The sequence below is a fragment of the Rhizobiales bacterium NRL2 genome (genome assembly GCA_001664005.1).
In the GTDB taxonomy this organism is placed as follows: Bacteria; Pseudomonadota; Alphaproteobacteria; order Minwuiales; family Minwuiaceae; genus Minwuia.
Window position 1 is genome coordinate 3,256,998 of the sequence record CP016093.1, and the last position, 22,400, is coordinate 3,279,397.

Genomic DNA, 22,400 nt, shown 5'->3' on the forward strand with positions numbered 1-22,400 from the left:
CCATGGCGCACGACCATCACGGCCACGGCCATCACGACCATCACGGTCCCGGCCACAATCACGATCACGCCGCGCCGACCCACCTGCATTCCCACATGGAGGGGGAGGACCGGGCGGAAGAGATCGCCATGCTGGCCGAACAGTTCCTCGAGGGCTTCCGCGAAGCCTCCGACAAGGCCAGCTATCTGCGCCTCGCCAGCGTGCCCCTGGAAATCGGCAGCGAGTGCGGCGGCAAACCGCTCCGGCTGGTCGACCTGACCATGGAATCGGCCTGGCAGGTCGGCGCAGCATCGCCGGGCTTCGGCGGCGGCGATCTGGTCTACATGCCCTTTCCGGGGCAGATGATCCGGGAGCGGGTCAACTGCCGCCTGACCTATGTCTCGCTGACCGAGCGCCGCGACGTCGACCTGCGCCGCTTCCTGGCGGAGAAGGTGCGAACCTAGGGGATCAGCACCGCCGCGCCGTTGAGCCGGCCCTCGCGCAGGTCATCCAGGGCGCGGTTGGCGTCCGCCAGCGGATATTCCGTGACGTGCGTCGCGATCGGCACTTCCGCCGCCAGACGCATGAACTCTTCCCCGTCGGCTCGGGTCAGGTTGGCGACCGAACGCACCACCCGCTCGCCCCAGAGTATCCCGTAGGGAAAGGCCGGGATGTCGCTCATGTGGATGCCGGCGCAGACCACCGTGCCGCCCTTGCGCACCGCCCTCAGCGCCGCCGGCACCAGAGGCCCGACGGGCGCGAAGATGATGGCGGCGTCCAGCGGCTCCGCCGGCGTCTCGTCCGACCCGCCGGCCCGGGCGCAGCCGAGGCTTCGGGCGAAATCCTGCGCGGCCGTATCGCCCTCCCGGGTGAAGGCATGGACCTCCACGCCCTTCGCGATCGCCACCTGGGCGATGATGTGGGCCGCCGCGCCGAAGCCGTACATGCCCAGCCGCTTCGCCTCGCGGACCATGGCCCAGGAGCGGTAGCCGATCAGTCCGGCGCAGAGCAGCGGCGCGGCCTCGGCATCGCCGTAGCGGTCCGGCAGCGAGAAGACGTAGCGCGCATCGGCGACGCAGTACTCGGCATAGCCGCCCTGCATGGTGTAGCCGGTGAAGCCCGGCGCGTCGCAGAGGTTCTCGTGACCCTCGCCGCAGTAGAAGCAGGTCCCGCAGGTATGGCCGAGCCAGGGCACGCCGACACGCTCTTCCTCCGCCAGACCGGATACGCCGGAGCCCAGCGCATCGACAGTCCCGACGATCTCGTGGCCGGGAATGACGCCCTGCGGCACGTCCGGCAGGTCCCCGTCGACCACGTGCAGATCCGTGCGGCAGACCCCGCAGGCGGCAATCTTCACCCGCACCTGACCCGGCCCGGGCTCGGGCAGCGGGACCCGGCTCGCCTCCAGAGCCGCGCCCGTGCGCGGCAGCGTCATCGCGTTCATTTCCGCCATCGCATCCCCCGTGGCGCTTCCTGCCGGACCATCATCTGCCCCAGCGCAAGCGAATCAAGCGACGCATCGCTCAGCCGGCGAGGCGGTCGGACTCCGCGACGCCGAGACCGCCGCGGCTGATGACGAAGTCGCGGATCGCCTCGACGCCGTCGCCGAAGCGGATGCGGGCGAAGACGAAGGGTCGTTCGCCGCGCTGCGCCTTCGCGTCCCGGTCCATGCGCCCGAGGTTCGCGCCAACGAGTTCGGCCAGATCGGTCTTGTTGATGATCAGCATGTCGGAGCGGGTGATGCCCGGGCCCCCCTTGGCCGGGATCTTGTCGCCCGCCGACACGTCGATGACGTAGAGCGTGATGTCGGCGAGTTCGGGGCTGAAGGTCGCGGCCAGATTGTCGCCGCCCGACTCGATCAGAATGACGTCGAGATCGGGAAACCGCTCCGTCATCTCGGCCACGGCGGCGAGGTTGATGGAGGCGTCCTCGCGGATCGCCGTGTGCGGGCAGCCGCCGGTCTCGACGCCCATGATCCGCTCGGGTGGCAGGGCGCCGGTGCGGGTCAGGATCTCGGCGTCCTCCTTCGTGTAGATGTCGTTGGTGATCGCGGCGACGGAGTAGTTGCCGGTCAGCGCCTTGGAGAGCTGCTCCATCAGGGCGGTCTTGCCGGAACCGACGGGACCGCCGATGCCGATGCGGAGAGGGCCATTGGGGGACTGGCTCATGAGCGGAACAACCTCGTTCTCTGGGTTTCGTGCTGCATGGATTTCAGATCCGCGACGAAAGCGCCGCTGGCGACGCTGGCGAGCGGCGTGGCCAGCGCGGCTCCCGCGACCTTCGGCAGAAGCGGCTCCACGGCGCGGGTCAGGTGCAGCCCGTCGGTCTGGCCGAGCGGCACCAGGCGCACCACGGCCGAGATCAGATTGCCGGCATAGGCGTGCAGATAGGCCACCGCCGCCTCGGTCAGGGGCAGTTCGTGGCCAGCCGCGGTGACGCCGACGGCCACGGGATAGGCGACGGGCCCGTCATGGACGCGCGCCAGCATTTCCAGCGCCGGCGTCGGCCAGGCCGCTTCCACCGCCTTGAGGAAGGCGCGGCCCTGGGACTCGGTCTCCAGCGCCAGTTCCGAGGTGGCCGAGAGCGCGGCGGCTGTCTCTGCCGTTTCCGCCAGCAGGGCCTCGTCGCCATTCGTCACCGCCCGCCAGGCGTGGGCCAGCAGCGTGGCATCGGTTCGTCCGGCGCCGAGCGTGACAAGGTCGACGATCCACGCCTCCGCGCTCCGGCGGTCGCGGATCAGATTGTCCTCGACGGCGGCCTCCAGCCCGTGACTGTAGGTATAGGCCCCGACGGGAAAGGCCGGGGAAAGCCAGCTCATGAGCCGAAGCAGGTTGGTATCGGACGGCATCTCAATGACCTCCATGACTGGAACGCGGGGCATGGCCATGATCGTGCGCGTGGACGGGGCCGTGGCCATAGGCCCCGCCCTCGGGTTCGAACGGCGCGGTGACATGCGCCACCTCGCCGCCAAGTCCTTCTACCATCGCCTCGATGACATGATCGTGGCGGATGCGCAGCTTTTCCCCCTTCAGTTCCGTCGGCAGATGACGGTTGCCCAGATGCCAGGCGATGCGGACCAGGTGCGCCGCGTCGCGGGCCGTGATCTCCGCCAGGCGCTCCGGCGCGGCGGCGACGGCGACGATGCGACCGTCCGTGAGCCGGAGCCCGTCGCCCTCCCTTAGCGCCGGCACCTCGGCGAGATCGAGCAGGAACGCCAGTCCGCTCTCGCCCGTGATCGACAGCCGCCGGCGCCGCCGGTCCTCCAGGTCGAGGACGACGCGGTCCGCGGCAGCGGCCGGCTCGAACGTTCCGGCGGGAATGATCTCGTGGCATTTCAGCATGAAGTCACTCCAGGACGGCGCCCCGGGCGAAGACGCGGGGCCATGCCTGAGAACCGCAACCATTCTCGTGCCCCCGGGAACACTCCGGCATGGGTCCTCGGGTCAAGTCCGAGGACGCCTTCGTACTGTGCGCGGAATACGCCATCAGAACAGGAAGTACCGCTGGGCCATGGCGAGCTCGGCGGCCGGCTCGCAGGTCAGCAGTTCCCCGTTGGCGCGGACCTCGTAGGTCTCCGGATGGACGTCGATCTCCGGCGTCATGCCGTTGAGCACCATCGATTTCTTGCCGATCCCCCCGCGCACGTTCTCGACCGCCAGCAAGCGCTTGGCCAGCCCCAGGCTCCCGCCGATGCCGGCGTCGAGCGCCGCCTTCGAGACGAAGGTCACCGAGGATTCGGTCAGCGAGCGACCGTAGGACCCGAACATCGGGCGGTAGTGCACCGGCTGCGGCGTCGGGATGGAGGCGTTGGGATCGCCCATCTGCGCCGCGGCGATGGTGCCGGACTTCAGGATCAGGTCCGGCTTGACGCCGAAGAAGGCCGGCGACCAGAGCACCAGGTCGGCGAGCTTGCCGGGCTCGACCGAGCCGATATGGGCCGACATGCCGTGCGCGATCGCCGGGTTGATCGTGTACTTGGCGATGTAGCGGCGGACGCGGAAATTGTCGTTGTCGCCCCGCTCCTCGGGCAACGGCCCGCGCTGGCGCTTCATCTTGTCCGCCGTCTGCCAGGTCCGGATGATCACCTCGCCGACCCGGCCCATGGCCTGGCTGTCGGAAGCGATGATCGAGAACGCGCCCATGTCGTGCAGGATATCCTCGGCGGCGATGGTCTCGCGGCGGATGCGGCTTTCGGCGAAGGCCACGTCCTCCGGGATGTTCGGATCCAGGTGATGACAGACCATCAGCATGTCGAGATGCTCGTCGATGGTGTTCACCGTGAAAGGCCGCGTCGGGTTGGTCGATGAGGGGATGACATTGGCCTCGCCGCAGACCTTGATGATGTCCGGCGCATGACCGCCGCCCGCGCCCTCGGTGTGGAAGGCGTGGATGGTGCGGCCCTTGAAGGCGGCGACCGTGTTCTCGACGAAGCCGGACTCGTTCAGCGTGTCGGTGTGGATCATCACCTGCACGTCCATCTCGTCGGCGACCGAGAGGCAGCAGTCGATCGCAGCGGGCGTCGTGCCCCAGTCCTCGTGCAGCTTCAGTGAGGACGCGCCGGCCAGCACCATCTCCTGCAGCGCCTTTGGCGTCGAGGCGTTACCCTTGCCCGAAAGCGCGAGGTTCATGGGGAATGCGTCGAAGGCCTGCAGCATCCGCCCGATGTGCCAGGCCCCCGGCGTGCAGGTGGTGGCGTTGGTGCCTGTCGCGGGACCGGTGCCGCCGCCCAGCATGGTGGTGATGCCGCTCATCAGCGCCTCCTCGATCTGCTGCGGGCAGATGAAGTGGATGTGCGCGTCGAAACCGCCGGCGGTGAGGATCTTCCCCTCGCCGGCGATGGCCTCCGTGCCCGGGCCGATGACGATGTCGACGCCGGGCTGGGTGTCCGGATTGCCGGCCTTGCCGATGCCGGCGATGCGGCCGTCGCGGATACCCACATCGGCCTTGATGATACCGGTATGGTCGATGATCAGCGCGTTGGTGATCACCGTGTCGACAGCGCCCTCGGCGCGGCTGACCTGCGACTGGCCCATGCCGTCGCGGATCACCTTGCCTCCGCCGAACTTCACCTCCTCGCCGTAGATCGTGCGATCTTCCTCGACCTCCACGATCAGCTGCGTGTCGGCCAGGCGCACCCTGTCGCCGACCGTGGGACCGAACATGTCGGCATAGGCTTCGCGTCCGATGCGATAGGCCATCAGTCCAGCCCTCCCATGATCTTCTGGTTGAAGCCGTAGACGAAGCGCCTGCCGCCATAGGGCACCAGCGTCACCTCGCGGCTCTGGCCGGGCTCGAAGCGCACAGCGGAGCCCGCCGGGATGTCGAGGCGCATGCCGCGCGCCTTGTCGCGTTCGAAGTCCAGCGCCGGGTTGGTTTCGTGGAAATGATAGTGGCTGCCGACCTGGACCGGCCGGTCCCCGGTATTGGCCACCGTGATCGTGACCGTTTCGGCGCCGGCGTTGAGTTCGATCTCGCCCGGCTTGATGAAGTATTCGCCCGGAATCATGCGGCTCTCCCCTAACGGATCGGCTGGTGGACGGTGACCAGCTTGGTCCCGTCGGGGAAGGTCGCCTCGACCTGGACGTCGTGGATCATCTCGGCCACACCGTCCATGACCTGGTCGCGGCTGATCACCTTCGCGCCCTCGCTCATCAGATCGGCGACGGGCCGGCCGTCGCGCGCGCCCTCGACCACGAAGTCGGTGATCAGCGCGATCGCCTCCGGATGGTTGAGCCTGACGCCGCGCTCCATCCGCCGCCTGGCGACAACCGCCGCCATGGCGACCAGCAGCTTGTCCTTCTCCCTGGGCGTGAGGTTCATGCCAGTTCCCTCCCTCTCGTCATATTCCGAAAACCCGCGGCAGCCGCGCGGGCTGACCCGTGACGACGCGGCGAAGCGCCGGTATCAGCGCCGCCAACCGCAAACGCAGCGTGTCGCCATCGGGCGCGGTCACACGGCCGACCACCAGCGGACCCCGGCGGCTCGCCCCGCCGTCGGCGCCAACCCCTTCGCGGATCGCGGCAAGCACGGCGTCCGGCTCGTCCGCCTGCGCGATCACGGTGGCATAGGCGCCTGCGCCCGCGAGCACCGCCGGACGCGCGATCTGCGCGGCCAGATCGTCCTCCAGCCGGAACGCGTCCAGCCAGACCAGCCGGCCGCCCACCCACACCGACCAGCGGTCGGCGATCATGCCGGTGCGTATGGTCTCGCCCATGGCCTTGCGGCCGAGCACGACGCTCTCGACCGCCAGGAAGCGCGACGCCGGATCCAGGTCGACCGCCGTCTCGCGGCGGAACCGGCCGGCATCGAACAGGATCGTCTCCTGCGGCAGCCACTCGGCCGAGGCCCCGGCGCCGGCGGTGAGCCTGTTGCGGATCAGCGCCGCGCCGCCGGAACTGCGGTAGATACGCTCGGCCGCCTGGGTCGAGAAGCAGGCCTGCGCCTCTGCTCCCCATTCCACCGCGGTTTCCACATCGTCGCCGCCGGTCAGGCCGCCGGCAGTGTTGATCAGAATCGCCGTGAGCGGATCGCCGTCATAGGATCGCGGCAGGCGGGCCTTCATGCAGCCCTGCTGATGGAGATCGGCCAGCGCCGTCCGCGTGCCCACCCCCAGGAAGGCGATGCGGACGGCGCCGACCGATCGCGGCGGCCCCGGACTGCCTGCCTTCGAATTCGGGACCGCCGATTCAGACCGTGAGATGGCGGCGAACATCGTCCTCGTCCATCTCGTCGGCCTTGCCTGAAAGCACGATCTCGCCACGGTCCATGACGTAGAACCGGTCGGCCAGATCGCGCGCGAAATCGAAATACTGCTCCACCAGCAGGATCGCCATGTCGCCCCGGTCGCGGAGCAGTTCGATGACCCGGCCGATGTCCTGGATGATCGACGGCTGGATGCCTTCGGTGGGCTCGTCGAGCAGCAGGACGCGCGGCCGCGTCACAAGCGCCCGGGCGATGGCGAGTTGCTGCTGCTGGCCGCCCGAAAGGTCGCCGCCGCGCCGGCCCAGCATGTCCTTTAGCACCGGGAACAGTTCGAACAGATCCTCCGGCACGTGACGCTCGGCGCGCGGCAGGCAGGCATAACCCGTCTCCAGGTTGTCCCGCACCGACAGCAGCGGGAAGATCTCGCGGCCCTGGGGCACGAAGGCGATGCCGCGCCGCGCCCGCTCGAACGGCTTCATGGCGTTGACCGCGGCCCCGTCGAGGCGGATCTCGCCCGACGAGACCGGATGCTGTCCGACGATGGCGCGCAGGGTCGAGGTCTTGCCCACGCCATTGCGGCCCATCAGACAGGTGACGGTGCCCGGCGCCACGTCAAGGGAGACGCCCCACAGGGCCTGCGAGGCGCCATAGGAGAGGTTGATATCGGAAACGTTCAGCATCCCTACCTCCCCAGATAGACTTCGACGACGCGCTCGTTGGCGCTGACCGTGTCGAGCGAGCCCTCGGCCAGCACCGAGCCCTCGTGCAGCACCGTAACCTTGACGCCCAGATCGCGCACGAAGGTCATGTCGTGCTCGACCACCACGACCGAGTGCGTCTTCGCGATGTCCTTCAGCAGGATCGCCGTCTCGGCGGTCTCGTCGTCGGTCATGCCGGCCGCCGGTTCGTCGACCAGCAGCAGCTTCGGATCCTGCGCCAGCAGCATGCCGATCTCCAGCCACTGCTTCTGACCGTGGCTGAGCGACCCCGCCAGCCTTCCCCGGTGATCGCCCAGACGGGTGATCGCGAGGATCTCGTCGATACGATTCTCGGTATCCTTCGAACGCCGCCAGAGCAGGGTCGCGAAGACCGAGCGGTCGGCCTTCAACGCCAGTTCCAGGTTGTCATGGACCGACTGGGTCTCGAACACCGTCGGCTTCTGGAACTTGCGTCCGATGCCCAGTTCGGCGATCGCCGCCTCGTCGTGCTTCGTCAGGTCGATGCTGCCCTCGAAGAAGATCTCGCCCTTGTCGGGGCGGGTCTTGCCGGTGATGACGTCCATCATGGTCGTCTTGCCGGCGCCGTTGGGGCCGATGATGGCTCGCATCTCGCCCCTGCCCATGACGAGCGAGAGATCGTTCAACGCCTTGAAGCCGTCGAAGGAAACGCTGACGCCGTCGAGGTAGAGGATGCTGTCAGTCAGTTGCTGCGCCATGGTTCCTACTCCGCCGGGGCCGGGCCAAGGGCCGGCTTGGTGGGATCCGGACGTCCGGGCCGCCGGTTCCAGAGGGACGCGGCGAGCCCGACCAGCCCCTTCGGCAGGAACAGCGTGGCGCCGATGAACAGACCGCCCAGGGCGAACAGCCAGACATCGGGCAAGGTGCCCGTGAAATAGGTCTTGGCGTAGTTCACCAGGATGGCTCCGATCACCGCGCCGTAGAGCGTGCCCCGGCCGCCGACGGCGACCCAGACCACGATTTCGATGGACACCGCGGGCGCAAACTCGCTGGGATTGATGATGCCGACCTGCGGCACGTAGAGCGCGCCGGCGACGCCGGCCATGCAGGCCGAGAGCGTGAAGACGGCCAGCTTGTAGCGGTCCACCCGGTAGCCCAGGAAGCGGGTCCGGGATTCGGCGTCGCGGATCGCGGCGATCACCTTGCCGTATTTCGAGCGGGTAACCGATTTGCAGATCAGGAAGCCGAGCGCCAGCGCGGCGGCCGAGGCGAACAGGAGCCCCACGCGCGTCGCGTCCGACTGCAGGTCGAAGCCCAGGATGTCCTTGAAATCGGTCAGGCCGTTGTTGCCGCCAAAGCCCATGTTGTTGCGGAAGAAGGCGAGCATCAGCGCGAAGGTCATAGCCTGGGTGATGATCGAGAGATACACGCCCGTCACCCGGCTGCGGAAGGCGAACCAGCCGAAGACGAATGCCAGCGCGCCCGGCACCAGGATCACCATGACCATGGCGAACCAGAACATGTCGAAGCCGAACCAGTACCAGGGCAGCGCGTCGTAGTTCAGGAAGACCATGAAGTCCGGCAGCTCCGGATTGCCGTAGACGCCGCGATCGCCGATCTGGCGCATCAGATGCATCCCCATGGCGTAGCCGCCGAGGGCGAAGAACGCGCCGTGGCCGAGGCTGAGAATGCCGCAATAGCCCCAGATCAGGTCCACCGACAACGCCAGCAGGGCATAGGTCAGGTACTTGCCGACCAGGCTGACCATGTAGGTCGGCGCATGCAGCGGTGACGACGCCGGGAGCAGCTGGTTGGACAGGCCGACCAGCAGGATCACGCCCAGCAGGATGGCGAGAAAGATCATCCCGCCACGGTCGAACGCGCGAAAGACGAAGCCTTTCATGATCATGACTCCACCACGCGGCCCTTGAGCGCGAACAGACCGCGCGGCCGCTTCTGGATGAACAGGATGATGAAGACCAGGATCAGGATCTTGGCCAGCACTGCACCGGCGAAGGGCTCGAGGAACTTGTTGGCGATGCCCAGCGTCAGGGCGCCCACCAGTGTCCCCCACAGATTGCCGACGCCGCCGAAGACCACGACCATGAAGCTGTCGACGATGTAGGACTGCCCCAGATTGGGGCTGACATTGTCGATCTGGCTCAGCGCCACGCCGGCGATGCCGGCGATGCCGGAACCCAGCCCGAAGGTCATTGCGTCGACCCAGTCGGTGCGGATGCCCATGGCGCCCGCCATGCGGCGGTTCTGCGTCACCGCGCGCATCTGCAGGCCCAGCGGCGTCCTGCGCAGCACCAGCATCAGCGCCGCCAGCACCACGAAGGCGAAGCAGATGATCCAGATGCGGTTGTAGGTCATCGTCATGGCGCCGATCTCGACCGCGCCGGACATGAAGGACGGATTGCCGACTTCCTGGTTGGTCGGCCCGAAGATCGTCCGGACCGCCTGCTGCAGCACCAGGCTGACACCCCAGGTGGCCAGCAGGGTCTCCAGCGGCCGGCCGTAGAGATAGCGGATGATGCCGCGTTCGATGGCGACACCCACGGCGCCGGAGACGAGGAAGGCGAGCGGTATGGCGAGCGCCAGGCTGCCGTCGAACAGCTCCGGCGCATGATTGCGGATGACTTCCTGGACGACGAAGGTCGTATAGGCCCCCAGCATTACCATCTCGCCATGGGCCATGTTGATGACGCCCATGACGCCGAAGGTGATGGCGAGACCGATGGCGGCCATCAGCAGCACCGAACCCAGGCTGATGCCGTAGTAGATGTTCTGCGCCGTCGCCCAGAGCGCCAGCCGGTCCTCGATATCGCCGATCGCGGCGACGGCCGCCTGACGCAGTTCCGGCGGCGCGTCGGCCGGAAGCCGCTTGAGCATTGACATCACATCGCGGCCGCCCTTCTCGGCGAGAATGCGCACAGCCTCGACCTTGGTCGCCGTGTCGAAGTCGGAACGAAGCACCGAAGCGGCGCGGGCCTGCATCATCGCCTCGAGTATGGCCTCATCACGCTCGTTGGCGATCGCCTGGTCCAGACTGGCGATCGCCTCCGGATCGGGACTGCCGAACAGCGACGCGGCGGCGGCGCGGCGAACCTTCGGGTCCTTGGCCAGCAGCGTCAGCGCGCCAAGCGCGCTGTCGATGGCGCGCCGCAGGTTGTTGTTGACGCCGATGCGGCGGGCGTCGCGGCTGCCGACATTCTCGACGAACTCGCCGGTGATCGGATCCAGCAGATCGCGGCCGCTTTCGGCCTTGCGGGCGATGAAGACCTTGCCGTCGGACTTGCGGGAATAGAGATCGCCGTCGCGGAAGGCGGTGAGCGCGCCGGCGGCCCGGGCGTCGCCGGTGGCGGCGATCTTCGCGACGATCGCCTCCTTCTCGGCGTAGTCGTCGGTGTTCAGTTGTTCGATCAGCCCTGTCAGGTCGTCCGCGCGCGCCTCGATCGCTGGCAGGCAGAGGCAGAGAGCGAACAGCAGGGCGAGAAAGCGGGCCATCATCAGCCGATCTCGCTTCGTTGTCTGGGGGTCTGGAACTCGTCTCGGTCGGTCAGGGACCGGCGGCGGCCGTCGCTCAGGGAGCGCAGGCCGCCGCCTGCCCGTTCGTCACGCCGCCATGAAGGCGGCGCCTCTCAGGTCAGGAACCCGAGCCGTACTTCGGCTTCTCGCAGCCGCCGCAGACCCAGGGATAGGTCCAATTGGCGGTCAGCTTGGAGCTCTCCGGAATGAAGTCCGACCAGGCGTCGCCCTTGACCACGCCTTCGGTCGACCAGACGGTCTGGAACTGGCCGTCATCCTGGATCTCGCCGATCAGCACCGGCTTGGACAGATGATGATTGGTGTTCATCACCGCGACGCCGCCGGTCAGGTTCGGAACCTCCTGGCCGTACATGGCCTGGCGCACCGCATCGACGTCGGTGGTGCCGGCCTGCTGGACGGCCTGCACCCACATCTGGAAGCCGATGTAGTGGGCTTCCATCGGGTCATTGGTGACGCGGTCCTCATTGCCGATGAAGGCGTGCCACTTGCCGATGAAGCTGTCGTTCTGCGGCGTGTCGACGCTCATGAAGTAGTTCCAGGCGGCCAGGTGACCGACCAGCGGGCCGGTGTCGATGCCCGCCAGCTCTTCCTCGCCGACCGAGAAGGCGACGACCGGGATGTCCTGGGCGGCGATGCCCTGGTTGCCGAGCTCCTTGTAGAACGGCACGTTGGCGTCGCCGTTGATGGTGGAGACCACGGCGGTCTTCTTGCCCGCGGAACCGAAGTTCTTGATGTCCGCCACGATCGTCTGCCAGTCGGCGTGACCGAACGGCGTGTAGTTGATCATGATGTCCTCGGCCGCGACGCCCTTGGCCTTGAGGAAAGCCTCGAGGATCTTGTTGGTCGTGCGCGGATAGACATAGTCGGTGCCGGCGAGAACCCAGCGCTCGACGCCTTCCACATTCATCAGGTACTCGACAGCCGGGATCGCCTGCTGGTTCGGCGCGGCGCCGGTGTAGAACACGTTCTTCGAGCTCTCCTCGCCCTCATACTGGACGGGGTAGAACAGCAGGCTGTTCAGTTCCTCGAAGACCGGCAGCACGGACTTGCGCGACACGCTGGTCCAGCAGCCGAAGACCACGTCGGCCTTCTCGACCTCGATCAGCTCGCGCGCCTTCTCGGCGAACAGCGGCCAGTTGGAGGCCGGGTCGACAACGACCGCCTCGAGCTGCTTGCCGAGCAGGCCGCCCTTCTTGTTCTGGTCCTCGATCAGCATCAGCATGACGTCCTTCAGGGTCGTCTCGCTGATCGCCATGGTGCCGGACAGCGAATGCAGCACGCCGACCTTGATCGTCTCTTCAGCCTGGGCTGCGCCTGATACCAGGCCGAGCGCCATTGCGCTCGCGGCTGCCAGGGCTTTTACCCTCCCGAATTTCAACATCGTCTCATCCACCTCCTGTGAGCGATTGGCCTAACGCTCTCCCTAGTCCAAGAGACGTGCCAGTCGTTGTTGCGCTCGCGAAGGTGAAATTAGCGATTTACTTACATGAGGTTAGACGAATATGACTGAAAATCGGGCACCGTTGTAACTCGCCTTTATTTTGGGCATGGCGACAGGACATCGCCCAAAATTCATGCATACTCGCCGCCTGCATACGAATGAACCAGCAGGGATCAGGGGCCGGCCGCGATCGCCTTGTCGATGATCGCGGCGGCTTCATCGGCATCGACCCAGCCATGGACCTTGACCCACTTGCGCGGCTCCAGATCCTTGTAGTGCTCGAAGAAGTGACGGATCTGGTCGAGCAGAAGCTGCGGCAGGTCGCTGTAGGACGACACGCCGGCGTAATACGGATGCAGTTCGTTGACGGGCACGGACAGGATCTTCTCGTCCATGCCGGCCTCGTCCTCCAGCACCAGCGCGCCGACGGGCCGCGCGCGCACCACCGCGCCGGGAATCACCGCCGGCCGGCCCGCGACCATGATATCCAGCGGGTCGCCGTCATCGGCCAGCGTATGCGGGATGAAGCCGTAATTGCACGGGTAGTACATCGCCGTGTGCAGGAAGCGGTCGACGAACAGCGCGCCGGACTTCTTGTCCACCTCGTACTTCACCGGCTCGCCGCCGATGGGGATTTCGATGATGACGTTGACGTCCCAGGGCGGGTTCCGCCCGATCTCGATCTCGTTGACGTTCATCGCTGGATCGCCGCTCCCTTGCCGGTTCGATGGGCCCTGAAACCAGAGGTCGGGCCTGAGGCCGCGAAAGCAAGGGCGGGCTCAACTGCCGGCGACCGGATCCTCGCCCACCACGAACTGGACACGATCGGCGGCGAACAACGCGACGCCGTATTCGACCGGCGCCCCGTCGGCGTCGACATTGACGCTTTCGGTGCGCAGCAACGGGCGGCTGCGCGGTAGCTCCAGCGTCTCGGCTTCGGCGGCGGTCGGCAGCAAGGCCTGGATGCGCGTCACCGCGCGGCGGTAGTTGACTACCCCGCACTCGGCCAGCGCGCGGGAGACCGACAGCGTCGCCTCGAAGCGCCGCGCGATGTCGGGAAAGCGCGCTGCCGGGAAGCTGTGGGTCGTCAGGCTGAGCGGCCGGCCGTCGACCAGGGAGACCGTGCGGATCGCCCACAGCCGGGCGCCGCGGCGCAAACCGAGCGCGGTGGCGGCGGCGGTGTCGGCGGCGACCTTCCCGGCCGATAGCAGGCGCCTTGAGCGCTCGGCCTCGGGCCCGGACAGACTCTCGGAGAACCGCGTCCGCGGACCCACGGCATAGTCGCGCACATGCTCGCGCACGAAACTGCCCCGCCCCTGCTCGGAGCGGATCAGGCCCGCATCGTCCAGCGCCGCCAGGGCGCGGCGCACGGTGTGACGGTTCACCCCCGCGTCGCGCGAAAGCGCGGCCTCGGTCGGCAGACGTTCGCCCGGTTTCAGACCGCCTCCCCGGATGCGGGCGGCGAGCTGTTCGGCGATCTGCGCCCAGACGGAGGCGGCCCCGCCGCGTTCGATCTCGAATGTCATCAAGACGTCGTCGAATCCCTGTTGAACTGCATCGTGCAGATTGGTAAATAGTCGATAATTGTCTAGACATCTAGACAAATCTTCAAATTGTTCGGTTTTCGGGACGGCGCGATGACGGACTCGGCGGAACTCACATCAGGACAGCGGGACCGGCGGCGCTGGATGGGCGTACTGGCGAAGGCCGATCCGGCGCATCTGGCGGAACTCTGGCAGGTGGCCATGCGCGCTGGCGAACCGGCGCATGAGACGGTGCGCGCGCCGGAGATCGGCATGGTGATGACCCGCGGCCGGGCCGGCGGTTCCGGACAGGCGTTCAACCTGGGCGAGATGACCGTCACGCGCTGCGCCGTACGGCTGGCGGACGGCGCGGTCGGCCAGTCCTGGGTCGCGGGCCGGAGCAAGAAGCACGCGCGTCTCGCCGCGCTCTGCGACGGGCTGATGCAGGGCGATGCTGCGGCGATGATCGAAGCCGCCATCGTCGCGCCGCTGGCGCGGGCCGAGGCCGAACGCCGGCGGCTGCAGGCCCGCAAGGCGGCGGCGACCACGGTCGAGTTCTTCACCATGGTGCGCGGAGAGGACGAATGAGCCTTCAGGGCGAACTCCATGCCGGCCTCGCCGATCCGGTCTTCGATTCCCAACGGGTCTTCCGCGCGGTTCTCGACGCGCTGGCGCGCCCCGGTCGCGTCGTCGCCTTCCCCCGGTCCTGCGACGCCCTCGGCGGACTTGCCGCCGAACCGCTGGCGATCCTGCTGTCGCTGGCCGACAACACCACACCGGTCTGGCTGCCCGAAAGCCTGCAGGACGGCACGCTCGCGGGCCACCTCGCCTTTCACGCGGGTGTCGTGCTCACGACGGAGCCCGTGAAGGCCGCATTCGCCGTGATCGACAGCGCGGTGGACGCGGCCTTCATCGACCGCTTCGCGATCGGCGCGCCGGACTATCCCGACCGTTCGACGACGCTGATCCTGCCCTGCGCCAACGTGACGGACGACGCCGGGTGGAGCCTTGCCGGCCCCGGCATCGAGACGACGGCCCGCCTCGGCATCGAGCCCGCGCACCCGGCGCTGGAGACGGCGATCCGCCGCAACGCGACGCTGTCGCCGCTGGGCCTCGACGTGATCTTCACCGCGCCCGGCCGTGTCGCCGCCATCCCCCGTTCCACCCGGCTGGAGGAGTGATCGCATGTATGTCGCCGTCAAGGGTGGCGAGAAGGCCATCGAGAACGCCCACGACTGGCTGGACGAGGAGCGCCGCGGCGATCCGGACCTGCCGCGCATCACGCCCGAGCAGATCGAGCAGCAGCTCCGTCTCGCCGTCGACCGGGTCATGACGGAGGGCTCGCTCCACGACCGGAAGCTCGCTGCGCTCGCCATCCGCCAGGCCCGGGGCGACCAGATCGAGGCGATCTTCCTGCTGCGGGCCTATCGCACCACCCTGCCCCGCTTCGGCGAGGCCGAGCCCATCGACACGGGCGCGATGCGGGTCAAGCGGCGCATCTCGTCGACCTTCAAGGACCTGCCGGGCGGTCAGGTGCTGGGGCCGACATTCGACTACACCCATCGCCTGATCGATGTGGACGACGACGGCGAAAGCGCAGTCGCCGCCGAGGCCGAAGCCGAGGGAACCGCCGCGCCTCGCGTGATCAACCTCCTGGACCGCGAGGGGCTGATCGAGGCAGAGAAGCCGGCCGGCGCAGAGACCGAACCCGCCGACATCACGCGCGCGCCTCTGGAGTTCCCGGCCGGCCGCGACGCACGTCTGCAACGCCTGGCTCGGGGCGACGAGGGCTATCTGCTGGCGCTCGGCTACTCCACCCAGCGCGGCTATTCCCGCAGTCATCCCTTCGCCGGCGAGATCCGCCACGGCGCAGTCGCGGTCGAGTTCGCGCCGCCCGAGTTGGGCTTCCCCATCGAGATCGGCGAGATCGACGTGACGGAATGCCAGATGATCACCCAGTTCTCGGGGTCCGAGACCGCCCCGCCCCAGTTCACCCAAGGCTACGGCCTTACATTCGGTTTCTGCGAGCGCAAGGCCATGGCCATGGCGCTGGTGGATCGCGCCTTGCGGGCCAGCGACTTCGGCGAGGAAGTCACCGCGCCGGCCCAGGACGAGGAGTTCGTTCTGGCCCATTGCGACAACGTGCAGGCTACCGGCTTCGTCGAGCACCTGAAGCTGCCTCACTATGTCGACTTCCAGTCCGAACTGGAGCTGGTCCGCAAGCTGCGCAGGGAGCACGCCGGGCGGCATGCCGCCGGCGCCGGCGAACCGTCCATGGCCGCGGAGTGATGCGATGAGCAAGTGGACGGAAACGCCGGGCCGCTGGGATCCAGCCTACAATTTCGCCTATCTGGACGAGCAGACGAAGCGGATGATCCGCCGCGCGCTGCTGAAGGCGGTGGCCATTCCCGGCTACCAGGTCCCCTTCGCCAGCCGGGAGATGCCGATGCCCTATGGCTGGGGCACCGGCGGCATCCAGGTGACCGCCGCCGTCATCGGCCGGACGGACCGGCTGAAGGTGATCGACCAGGGCTCCGACGACACCACCAACGCCGTCAGCATCCGCCGCTTCTTCCGCCGTACCACGGGCGTGGAGACCACCGAGCGCACGGCCGAGGCGACGATCATCCAGACCCGCCACCGCATTCCGGAGAAGCCGCTCGCCGAGGATCAGATCCTGGTCTACCAGGTGCCGATTCCGGAGCCGCTGCGCTTCCTGGAGCCGCGCGAGACCGAGACGCGGAAGATGCACGCGCTGTCCGAATACGGCCTGATGCATGTCAAGCTCTACGAGGACATCGCCCGCCATGGCCACATCGCCACCACCTACGCCTATCCGGTCAAGGTGAGCGGGCGCTATGTCACCGATCCCTCGCCGATCCCGAAATTCGACAATCCGAAGATGGACAACATGCGTTGTCTGCAGCTCTTCGGCGCGGGGCGGGAACAGCGCATCTACGCCATCCCGCCCTTCACCCGGGTCGCCAGCCTGGACTTCAAGGACCATCCCTTCGAGGTGCAGACCTGGGACGAGGCCTGCGCGATCTGCGGCTCGACGGAAAGCTTTCTGGACGAGATCGTCACCGACGACCGGGGCGGGCGGATGTTCGTCTGCTCCGACACCGACTATTGCGCCGCGCGGCGCGGCGAGAGACCGGAGGACGCGGCATGACGGCGGTTCCGCCCCTGCTCGAGGCGCGCGGTGTCTCCAAGCGTTTCGGCCGCATCGAGGCGTGCCGCGACGTCTCCTTCTCGATCCGCCCCGGAGAGGTGCTGGGCGTGGTCGGCGAGTCCGGCTCAGGCAAGACGACCCTGCTGCGCTGTATCTCCGCCCTCATGGAGCCGAACGCCGGGGAAGTCCTCTACCGCATGAACGACGGCGAGACCCGCAACGTGTTCGGCCTTTCCGAGCCCGAACGGCGGCTTCTGATGCGCACGGACTGGGGCTTCGTTCACCAGAACCCACGTGACGGACTGCGCATGGGCGTCAGCGCCGGCGCCAATGTGGGCGAGCGGCTGATGGCCGTGGGGCAGCGTCACTACGGCAATATCCGGGGCGCGGCGCTAGACTGGCTCGACCGCGTGGAAGTGGCTGCGGACCGTATCGACGACCGGCCGGACACCTTTTCCGGCGGCATGCAGCAGCGCGTGCAGATCGCGCGAAACCTCGTCACCCATCCGCGGCTCGTGTTCATGGATGAGCCGACGGGCGGCCTCGACGTTTCGGTGCAGGCGCGGCTGCTCGACCTGCTCCGCGGCCTTGTGGCGGAACTCGGCCTGTCGGCCATCGTGGTCACTCACGATCTCGCAGTGGCGCGCCTGCTCTGTCAGCAGCTCATGGTCATGCGCCAGGGCGAGATCGTCGAACAGGGCCTGACCGATCAGTTGCTCGACGACCCGCAGCACCCCTACACGCAGCTGCTCGTCAGCTCCGTCCTGCAGCCCTGAGGCCGATCTCATGAAAGACATGCTCCGGGTCGAGAACGTCGCCAAAAAATTCACGCTCCACTTGCAGAGCGGTGTTGAACTCTCTGTACTGAAAGATATTTCCCTGTCGGTCCAAGCCGGAGAGTGCGTCGCACTTGCCGGCGAATCCGGCAGCGGCAAGAGCACGCTGACGCGCATGATCTACGGCAACTACCGCTGCGACGAAGGCGCCATCCGCGTCCGTCATGGCGACGCGTGGGTCGATCTGGCGAAGGCCGATCCCTGGACGATCACCGAGGTTCGCCGACGCACGCTGGGTTATGTCAGCCAGTTCCTGCGCGTCATTCCGCGCGTGCCGACGCTGGAGATCGTCGCCGAGCCGGCGATCGTGCGCGGCGTGGAACGCAGGGAGGCTCTGGATCGGGCCCGGCAATTGCTGGAGCGGCTGCGCGTGCCGGAGCGGCTCTGGTCCCTGCCGCCCGCCACCTTTTCCGGCGGCGAGCAGCAGCGCGTCAATGTCGCCCGCGGTTTCATCGCGCGCTTTCCGGTCATGCTGCTGGACGAGCCGACGGCGTCACTGGACGCCCTCAACCGCGCGACGGTGCTGGAACTGATCGAGGAGGCAAAATCCGCGGGCGCGGCGGTGGTCGGCATCTTCCACGATGCGGACGCGCGGGCGCAGGTCGCCGACCGCAATTTCGAAGTCGCCGCGCGCGCCGGCGCAGGCGCCGCATGATGACGAACGGGGCCCGCTACGCGATCTACTTCATGCCGGAGCAGGGCGGCATGCTGGCCCGCCGCGGCGCGTCCTGGCTGGGCCGGAACGCGCTGACCGGCGAGACGGTCGAACAGCGCTGCCCGGGAGAGATCGAACCGGCCGGTTTCGTGGCGCGGACGCAATCGCCCAGCCGCTACGGCTTCCACGCGACCCTTAAAGCGCCGATCCGTCTGTCTCCGGGTGTCTCCGAGAGAGCCTTCCGCGCGGCGGTCGCCGAATACGCCTCCCGCGCCCGGTCCTTCAACCTGGGCCGGCTCTCGCCGAAATGGATCGGAGCCTTCCTCGCCCTGACGCCGGACAGCGCAGATCCCGAACACATGCGGGCGCTGAATGACTGGGCCTTCGGGATCGTCCGCACCCTCGACCCCTTTCGGGCGGCGATGCCGGCCGAGGAGTTCGAACGGCGCGTACGGGGACTGGACGACCGCCAGCGCCAGCTTCTGGAGCGCTGGGGCTACCCCTATGTCTGCGACCAGTTCCGCTTCCACATGACGCTCTCGGCCCCGGTGCCGGAGGCCGAGCGCAGCGCCTGGCGGGCGGCCGCGGACCGCTGGTTCGCTCCGGCGCTCGCGCGGGACGTGGCGATCGACGCCATCAGCATCGCCGTCGAACGCAACCCGACCGGGCCCTTCGTCGAACTGGCCCGCTACCCGCTCGGCGATGGTTGAGCGAAGCCCGGCCTCAGGGCAACCCGGCGCCGGCGACGTCCACTTCCGTGACCTCGACGCGGCCCGCCGTGCGCTCCGCGACGCCGGGACCGCTGTCCTCGTTGGTGATGACGAACAGGTGCCGCTTCTCCGGACCGCCCAGCATGCAGGCATAGGCGCCACGGCCTTCCAGCGCGATCTCCTCGGCGACGCGGCCACCCTCCAGGATCCGCTGCACGCGACGCCCGCGCGGGTCGGCGACCCAGATGGCGCCCTCCTGGTCCAGGCAGATGCCGTCGGGCACGCCCCCCTCCATCTCCGCCCAGACCCGGCGGTTCGACAGCGCGCCGTCTTCCGCCACATCGAACGCGGTCAGGCGGCTGGCGAAGGTCTCGCCGACGATCAGCGTGCCCCCGTCGGGCGTGATCACCGTGCCGTTCGGGAACATCAGCTCGTCCGCGGCCTCGTGCATCGAGCCGTCGGGGTCGACGCGCCACATGCTGGTGGTCTTCGGCGACTGGCCCTTGTGACGCTCGAAGCCGAAATTGCCGACATAGGCGCGGCCCTTCGCGTCGACGACCATGTCGTTGCAGGGGGCCTCGACCCGGTCCGACAGGTCGGCGTGCTCCGTCAGCTTGCCGTCCTTCAGCCGCAGCAGCCGGCGGTCGAGCATGGAGACGATCAGGCACGAACCGTCGGGCATGAAGCCGAGACCGGAAGGCTGGTTGGCGACATCGACCACCTCGTCCACCCGGCCCTGCAGGTTCACCCGCCGGACGTGATGGGCGTAGAAGTCCGAATACCAGAGCCAGCCATCCCGCCAGCGCGGGCCCTCGCCGAACTTCAGCCCCTCGACCAGCGTTTCCAGTGTCCGCGTCATCCGTCGCCTCCTATTGCCTCGTCATGGCCGCGCGCGCCTCGGCGCTGGCTTCCGCCCTGCGGTCCTTGCCTGTCATGGGCTTCGGCAGGTCGAAGATCACCCGCGCGATCCGCCCCGGGTACTCGAAGGGCGCGCGGTAGTCGTCGGTCACCGGCGCCATGGAGCGCCCGAAGTCCATGCCCGTCGACGAGAGGATCCGGACCAGCAGCGGGATCGCCGCCCGCCCCGCTTCGGCGCCGTCGATGCGGAGTACCGCCTCGGCCGATTGGTCGCCGGTGCGCGTCACCGCAACCTCGACCACATGATCGCCGGGCGCAAGCGGTTCGGCGGCCTCGATCCGGCTGTGATCGCGGAAGCAGTTGTAGTCGAAGACCACACGCCCGCCCTGGACGAACAGAACGTAGCCGGAATTGATCGTGCCGCGGGCGATCAGTGCGCCGTCAGCGCCCGCCTCCGGATGAACGATCTCGGCGGACATGGTGAAGTCCCGCGCGGCGCTGGGACAGGCGTCGGCGACGATATGGCTGAGCGGCGGGTAGTAGGTGAAACGGCTGCGCGCCGTCGGCGTGCCTGCGCGGCGGGAAGCGCGGAAAAGCTGCGCCGCACCCCGGTCGTCCAATGGCAGGACGCCGTGCTTTTCGGCCTCCTGCCACCAGAGGTCCACCATCTCCTTGACCTTCTCCGGCTGCGCCCCGGCCAGGTCGTCGCTTTCCGAGAAATCCTCGTCAAGGTGATAGAGCTCCCAGCGGTCCCCGTCGAAGCCGTTGCGCCGGTCGTGACGGGTCACGGCCTTCCAGCCGTCGCGCCAGATGCCGCGATGGCCCAGCATCTCGAAATACTGCACCGCCCGGTTCGGCCGGGCCTCAGGATCGGTCAGCGTCGGCAGCAGGCTGACACCGTGCATGGGCATCTGCTTCACACCGGCGACCTCTTCCGGCGGTTCCAGCCCGGCGGCGTCCAGGATCGTCGCGGCGATATCGGTGGCGTAGGCGAACGGCCGGCGGAACTGTCCCTCCTGGCCTTTCAGCTTCTCCGGCCAATGGACGATCAGGGGGTCGCGGACGCCGCCGCCATGGGTGTTCTGCTTGTACCATTTCAGCGGCGAGTTGCCGGCCTGCGCCCAGCCCCAGGGGATGTTGGAATGGCTCCGCGGCCCGCCGATCAGGTCCAGATGTTTCACTGCCTCGTCAACGTCTTCCTTCAAGCCATTGAAATAACGCATTTCATCGAAGACTCCGGTCGCCCCGCCTTCCTGGCTGGCGCCGTTGTCGGACATGACGATCAGCAGGGTGTTGTCCAGCTGGCCCACCTCTTCGAGAGCGCGCACGAAGCGCCCGATCTGCTGGTCGGTGTGATCCAGCATGGCCGCGAAGGCCTCCTGCAGACGGTTGGAGAAGGCCCGTTCGTTGTCGGAAAGCTCCTTCCAGGGCCGGACGCCGGGATTGCGCGGGGCCAGCTTCGTGCCCGCCGGGATCACGCCCATGTCGAGCTGTCGCGCATACCATTCCTCGCGCACCGCATCCCAGCCGGCGTCGTAGCGCCCGTGGTACTTTTCCATGAAATCCTTCGGCGCATGGTGCGGCGAATGGGTCGCGCCGAACGCCATGTAGAGGAAGAACGGGCGCTCCGGCACCAGCGAGGTCATGTCGCGCACCATGCGGATCGACTGGTCGACCATGTCCTCGGAGAAGTGATAGCCCTCCTCCGGTCCGGCCGGCGGGTCGACGAAGTGGTTGTCGTGGGTCAGCTCCGGATGGAACTGGTCGGTCTCGCCCTGCAGGAAGCCGTAATAGCGGTCGAAACCCTTCTGCAACGGCCAGTTATGAAACGGTCCTGCAGCAGAACATTCACTCATCGGCGCGAGGTGCCACTTGCCCGTGCACATGGTGGCGTAGCCGCTCTCGCGCAGGATCTCCGCCACCGTCGCTGCCGAGCGGGGCATGGCGCCGCGCATGTTCGGAAAGCCGGAATCCATGTTGGAGATGGCGCGCATCCGCACGGCGTGATGGTTGCGCCCGGTCAGGATGCAGGCCCGCGTCGGCGAGCAGAGCGCCGTGGTGTGGAAACTGGTGTAGCGCAGCCCGTTCGCAGCCAGCGCGTCCGTGTTCGGCGTCTCGATGGTCGAACCGTAGCTGCCGAAATGTGCGAAGCCGGTGTCGTCGAGCACGATCAGGACGACGTTCGGCTTGCCCTTCGGCAGCTTTTCCTGGGGCCACCAGGCTTCGGAATCGTCGACCGTGCGGCCGATCCTGCCGCCGAAATCGGGTTCCCCCGGATGCGTGTAGCCCATCGTC

Annotated in this window: 25 protein-coding genes; 8 read left to right on the forward strand and 17 right to left on the reverse strand. The window is 67.7% G+C overall.

Annotation, left to right across the window (positions count from 1 at the left end):
* Positions 1-2 precede the first annotated feature (2 nt).
* On the forward strand, positions 3-443 hold the full coding sequence (locus tag TEF_15145) for a hypothetical protein (GenBank protein ID ANK81978.1): 441 nt from the start codon (positions 3-5) through the stop codon (positions 441-443).
* On the opposite strand, the gene TEF_15150 is transcribed toward TEF_15145, so the two are convergent.
* The 15 genes from TEF_15150 to TEF_15220 all read right to left on the reverse strand — a co-directional run bounded on the left by TEF_15150 (position 440) and on the right by TEF_15220 (position 13,877).
* A complete protein-coding gene (locus TEF_15150; protein ID ANK83521.1) occupies positions 440-1,423 on the reverse strand; it encodes an alcohol dehydrogenase in 984 nt (327 codons plus the stop codon). The two genes, TEF_15145 and TEF_15150, sit on opposite strands and share 4 nt — an antisense overlap.
* A gap of 79 nt (positions 1,424-1,502) precedes the next feature.
* Positions 1,503-2,147 carry an urease accessory protein UreG gene (locus TEF_15155; protein ANK81979.1) on the reverse strand — a complete coding sequence of 215 codons (645 nt, stop codon included), beginning with the start codon at positions 2,145-2,147 and terminating at the stop codon, positions 1,503-1,505.
* Positions 2,144-2,842, reverse strand: a complete 699-nt coding sequence (locus tag TEF_15160) for a hypothetical protein (protein ANK81980.1) — start codon at positions 2,840-2,842, stop codon at positions 2,144-2,146. The genes TEF_15155 and TEF_15160 overlap by 4 nt, the downstream gene beginning before the upstream one ends.
* The gene (locus TEF_15165; GenBank protein ANK81981.1) at positions 2,829-3,320 is read right to left on the reverse strand and encodes an urease accessory protein UreE; all 492 of its coding nucleotides are present in this window, start codon (positions 3,318-3,320) and stop codon (positions 2,829-2,831) included. Before TEF_15165 ends, TEF_15160 begins: the two co-directional genes overlap by 14 nt.
* Before the next feature lie 144 nt (positions 3,321-3,464).
* On the reverse strand, positions 3,465-5,177 hold the full coding sequence (locus TEF_15170) for an urease subunit alpha (protein ANK81982.1): 1,713 nt from the start codon (positions 5,175-5,177) through the stop codon (positions 3,465-3,467).
* The gene (locus tag TEF_15175) at positions 5,177-5,485 is read right to left on the reverse strand and encodes an urease subunit beta (GenBank protein ANK81983.1); all 309 of its coding nucleotides are present in this window, start codon (positions 5,483-5,485) and stop codon (positions 5,177-5,179) included. Before TEF_15175 ends, TEF_15170 begins: the two co-directional genes overlap by 1 nt.
* 11 nt (positions 5,486-5,496) lie before the next feature.
* Positions 5,497-5,799: an urease subunit gamma gene (locus TEF_15180; GenBank protein ID ANK81984.1), complete on the reverse strand. Its 303-nt coding sequence runs from the start codon at positions 5,797-5,799 to the stop codon at positions 5,497-5,499.
* A gap of 19 nt (positions 5,800-5,818) precedes the next feature.
* Positions 5,819-6,679, reverse strand: coding sequence for a hypothetical protein (locus TEF_15185; GenBank protein ANK83522.1), 861 nt, complete (start codon positions 6,677-6,679; stop codon positions 5,819-5,821).
* Positions 6,666-7,361, reverse strand: coding sequence for an urea ABC transporter ATP-binding subunit UrtE (locus tag TEF_15190; GenBank protein ANK81985.1), 696 nt, complete (start codon positions 7,359-7,361; stop codon positions 6,666-6,668). The genes TEF_15185 and TEF_15190 overlap by 14 nt, the downstream gene beginning before the upstream one ends.
* A 2-nt stretch (positions 7,362-7,363) precedes the next feature.
* Positions 7,364-8,116, reverse strand: coding sequence for an urea ABC transporter ATP-binding protein UrtD (locus TEF_15195; GenBank protein ID ANK81986.1), 753 nt, complete (start codon positions 8,114-8,116; stop codon positions 7,364-7,366).
* Between the two features lie 5 nt (positions 8,117-8,121).
* Positions 8,122-9,267, reverse strand: a complete 1,146-nt coding sequence (locus TEF_15200; protein ID ANK81987.1) for an urea ABC transporter permease subunit UrtC — start codon at positions 9,265-9,267, stop codon at positions 8,122-8,124.
* Positions 9,264-10,868 (reverse strand): urea ABC transporter permease subunit UrtB, encoded by a 1,605-nt coding sequence (locus TEF_15205; protein ANK83523.1) that lies wholly within the window; start codon positions 10,866-10,868, stop codon positions 9,264-9,266. Before TEF_15205 ends, TEF_15200 begins: the two co-directional genes overlap by 4 nt.
* A 139-nt stretch (positions 10,869-11,007) precedes the next feature.
* Positions 11,008-12,291 carry an urea ABC transporter substrate-binding protein gene (locus TEF_15210; protein ANK81988.1) on the reverse strand — a complete coding sequence of 428 codons (1,284 nt, stop codon included), beginning with the start codon at positions 12,289-12,291 and terminating at the stop codon, positions 11,008-11,010.
* Between the two features lie 233 nt (positions 12,292-12,524).
* Positions 12,525-13,049 (reverse strand): inorganic pyrophosphatase, encoded by a 525-nt coding sequence (locus tag TEF_15215; GenBank protein ID ANK81989.1) that lies wholly within the window; start codon positions 13,047-13,049, stop codon positions 12,525-12,527.
* Between the two features lie 81 nt (positions 13,050-13,130).
* Positions 13,131-13,877, reverse strand: coding sequence for a phosphonate metabolism transcriptional regulator PhnF (locus tag TEF_15220; protein ID ANK81990.1), 747 nt, complete (start codon positions 13,875-13,877; stop codon positions 13,131-13,133).
* A gap of 111 nt (positions 13,878-13,988) precedes the next feature.
* On the opposite strand from TEF_15220, the gene TEF_15225 reads away from it, so the two are divergent.
* Genes TEF_15225 through TEF_15255 form a run of 7 tightly spaced genes read left to right on the forward strand, consistent with a single transcriptional unit; the run spans position 13,989 to position 19,247 of the window.
* Positions 13,989-14,462 carry a phosphonate C-P lyase system protein PhnG gene (locus tag TEF_15225; protein ID ANK81991.1) on the forward strand — a complete coding sequence of 158 codons (474 nt, stop codon included), beginning with the start codon at positions 13,989-13,991 and terminating at the stop codon, positions 14,460-14,462.
* Positions 14,459-15,055, forward strand: a complete 597-nt coding sequence (locus TEF_15230; GenBank protein ID ANK81992.1) for a phosphonate C-P lyase system protein PhnH — start codon at positions 14,459-14,461, stop codon at positions 15,053-15,055. Before TEF_15225 ends, TEF_15230 begins: the two co-directional genes overlap by 4 nt.
* 4 nt (positions 15,056-15,059) lie before the next feature.
* Complete coding sequence (locus TEF_15235; protein ID ANK81993.1) at positions 15,060-16,163, forward strand: carbon-phosphorus lyase complex subunit PhnI; 1,104 nt, start codon at positions 15,060-15,062, stop codon at positions 16,161-16,163.
* A 4-nt stretch (positions 16,164-16,167) separates the two neighbouring features.
* Positions 16,168-17,046 carry a carbon-phosphorus lyase complex subunit PhnJ gene (locus tag TEF_15240; protein ANK81994.1) on the forward strand — a complete coding sequence of 293 codons (879 nt, stop codon included), beginning with the start codon at positions 16,168-16,170 and terminating at the stop codon, positions 17,044-17,046.
* Positions 17,043-17,822, forward strand: a complete 780-nt coding sequence (locus TEF_15245; protein ANK81995.1) for a phosphonate C-P lyase system protein PhnK — start codon at positions 17,043-17,045, stop codon at positions 17,820-17,822. Before TEF_15240 ends, TEF_15245 begins: the two co-directional genes overlap by 4 nt.
* Before the next feature lie 10 nt (positions 17,823-17,832).
* Positions 17,833-18,537: a phosphonate C-P lyase system protein PhnL gene (locus TEF_15250; GenBank protein ANK81996.1), complete on the forward strand. Its 705-nt coding sequence runs from the start codon at positions 17,833-17,835 to the stop codon at positions 18,535-18,537.
* Positions 18,534-19,247, forward strand: a complete 714-nt coding sequence (locus TEF_15255) for a hypothetical protein (GenBank protein ID ANK81997.1) — start codon at positions 18,534-18,536, stop codon at positions 19,245-19,247. The genes TEF_15250 and TEF_15255 overlap by 4 nt, the downstream gene beginning before the upstream one ends.
* 13 nt (positions 19,248-19,260) lie before the next feature.
* On the opposite strand, the gene TEF_15260 is transcribed toward TEF_15255, so the two are convergent.
* Positions 19,261-20,106, reverse strand: coding sequence for a gluconolactonase (locus tag TEF_15260; GenBank protein ID ANK81998.1), 846 nt, complete (start codon positions 20,104-20,106; stop codon positions 19,261-19,263).
* 10 nt (positions 20,107-20,116) lie between these two features.
* Positions 20,117-22,396, reverse strand: a complete 2,280-nt coding sequence (locus TEF_15265) for a sulfatase (GenBank protein ANK81999.1) — start codon at positions 22,394-22,396, stop codon at positions 20,117-20,119.
* Positions 22,397-22,400: the final 4 nt, after the last annotated feature.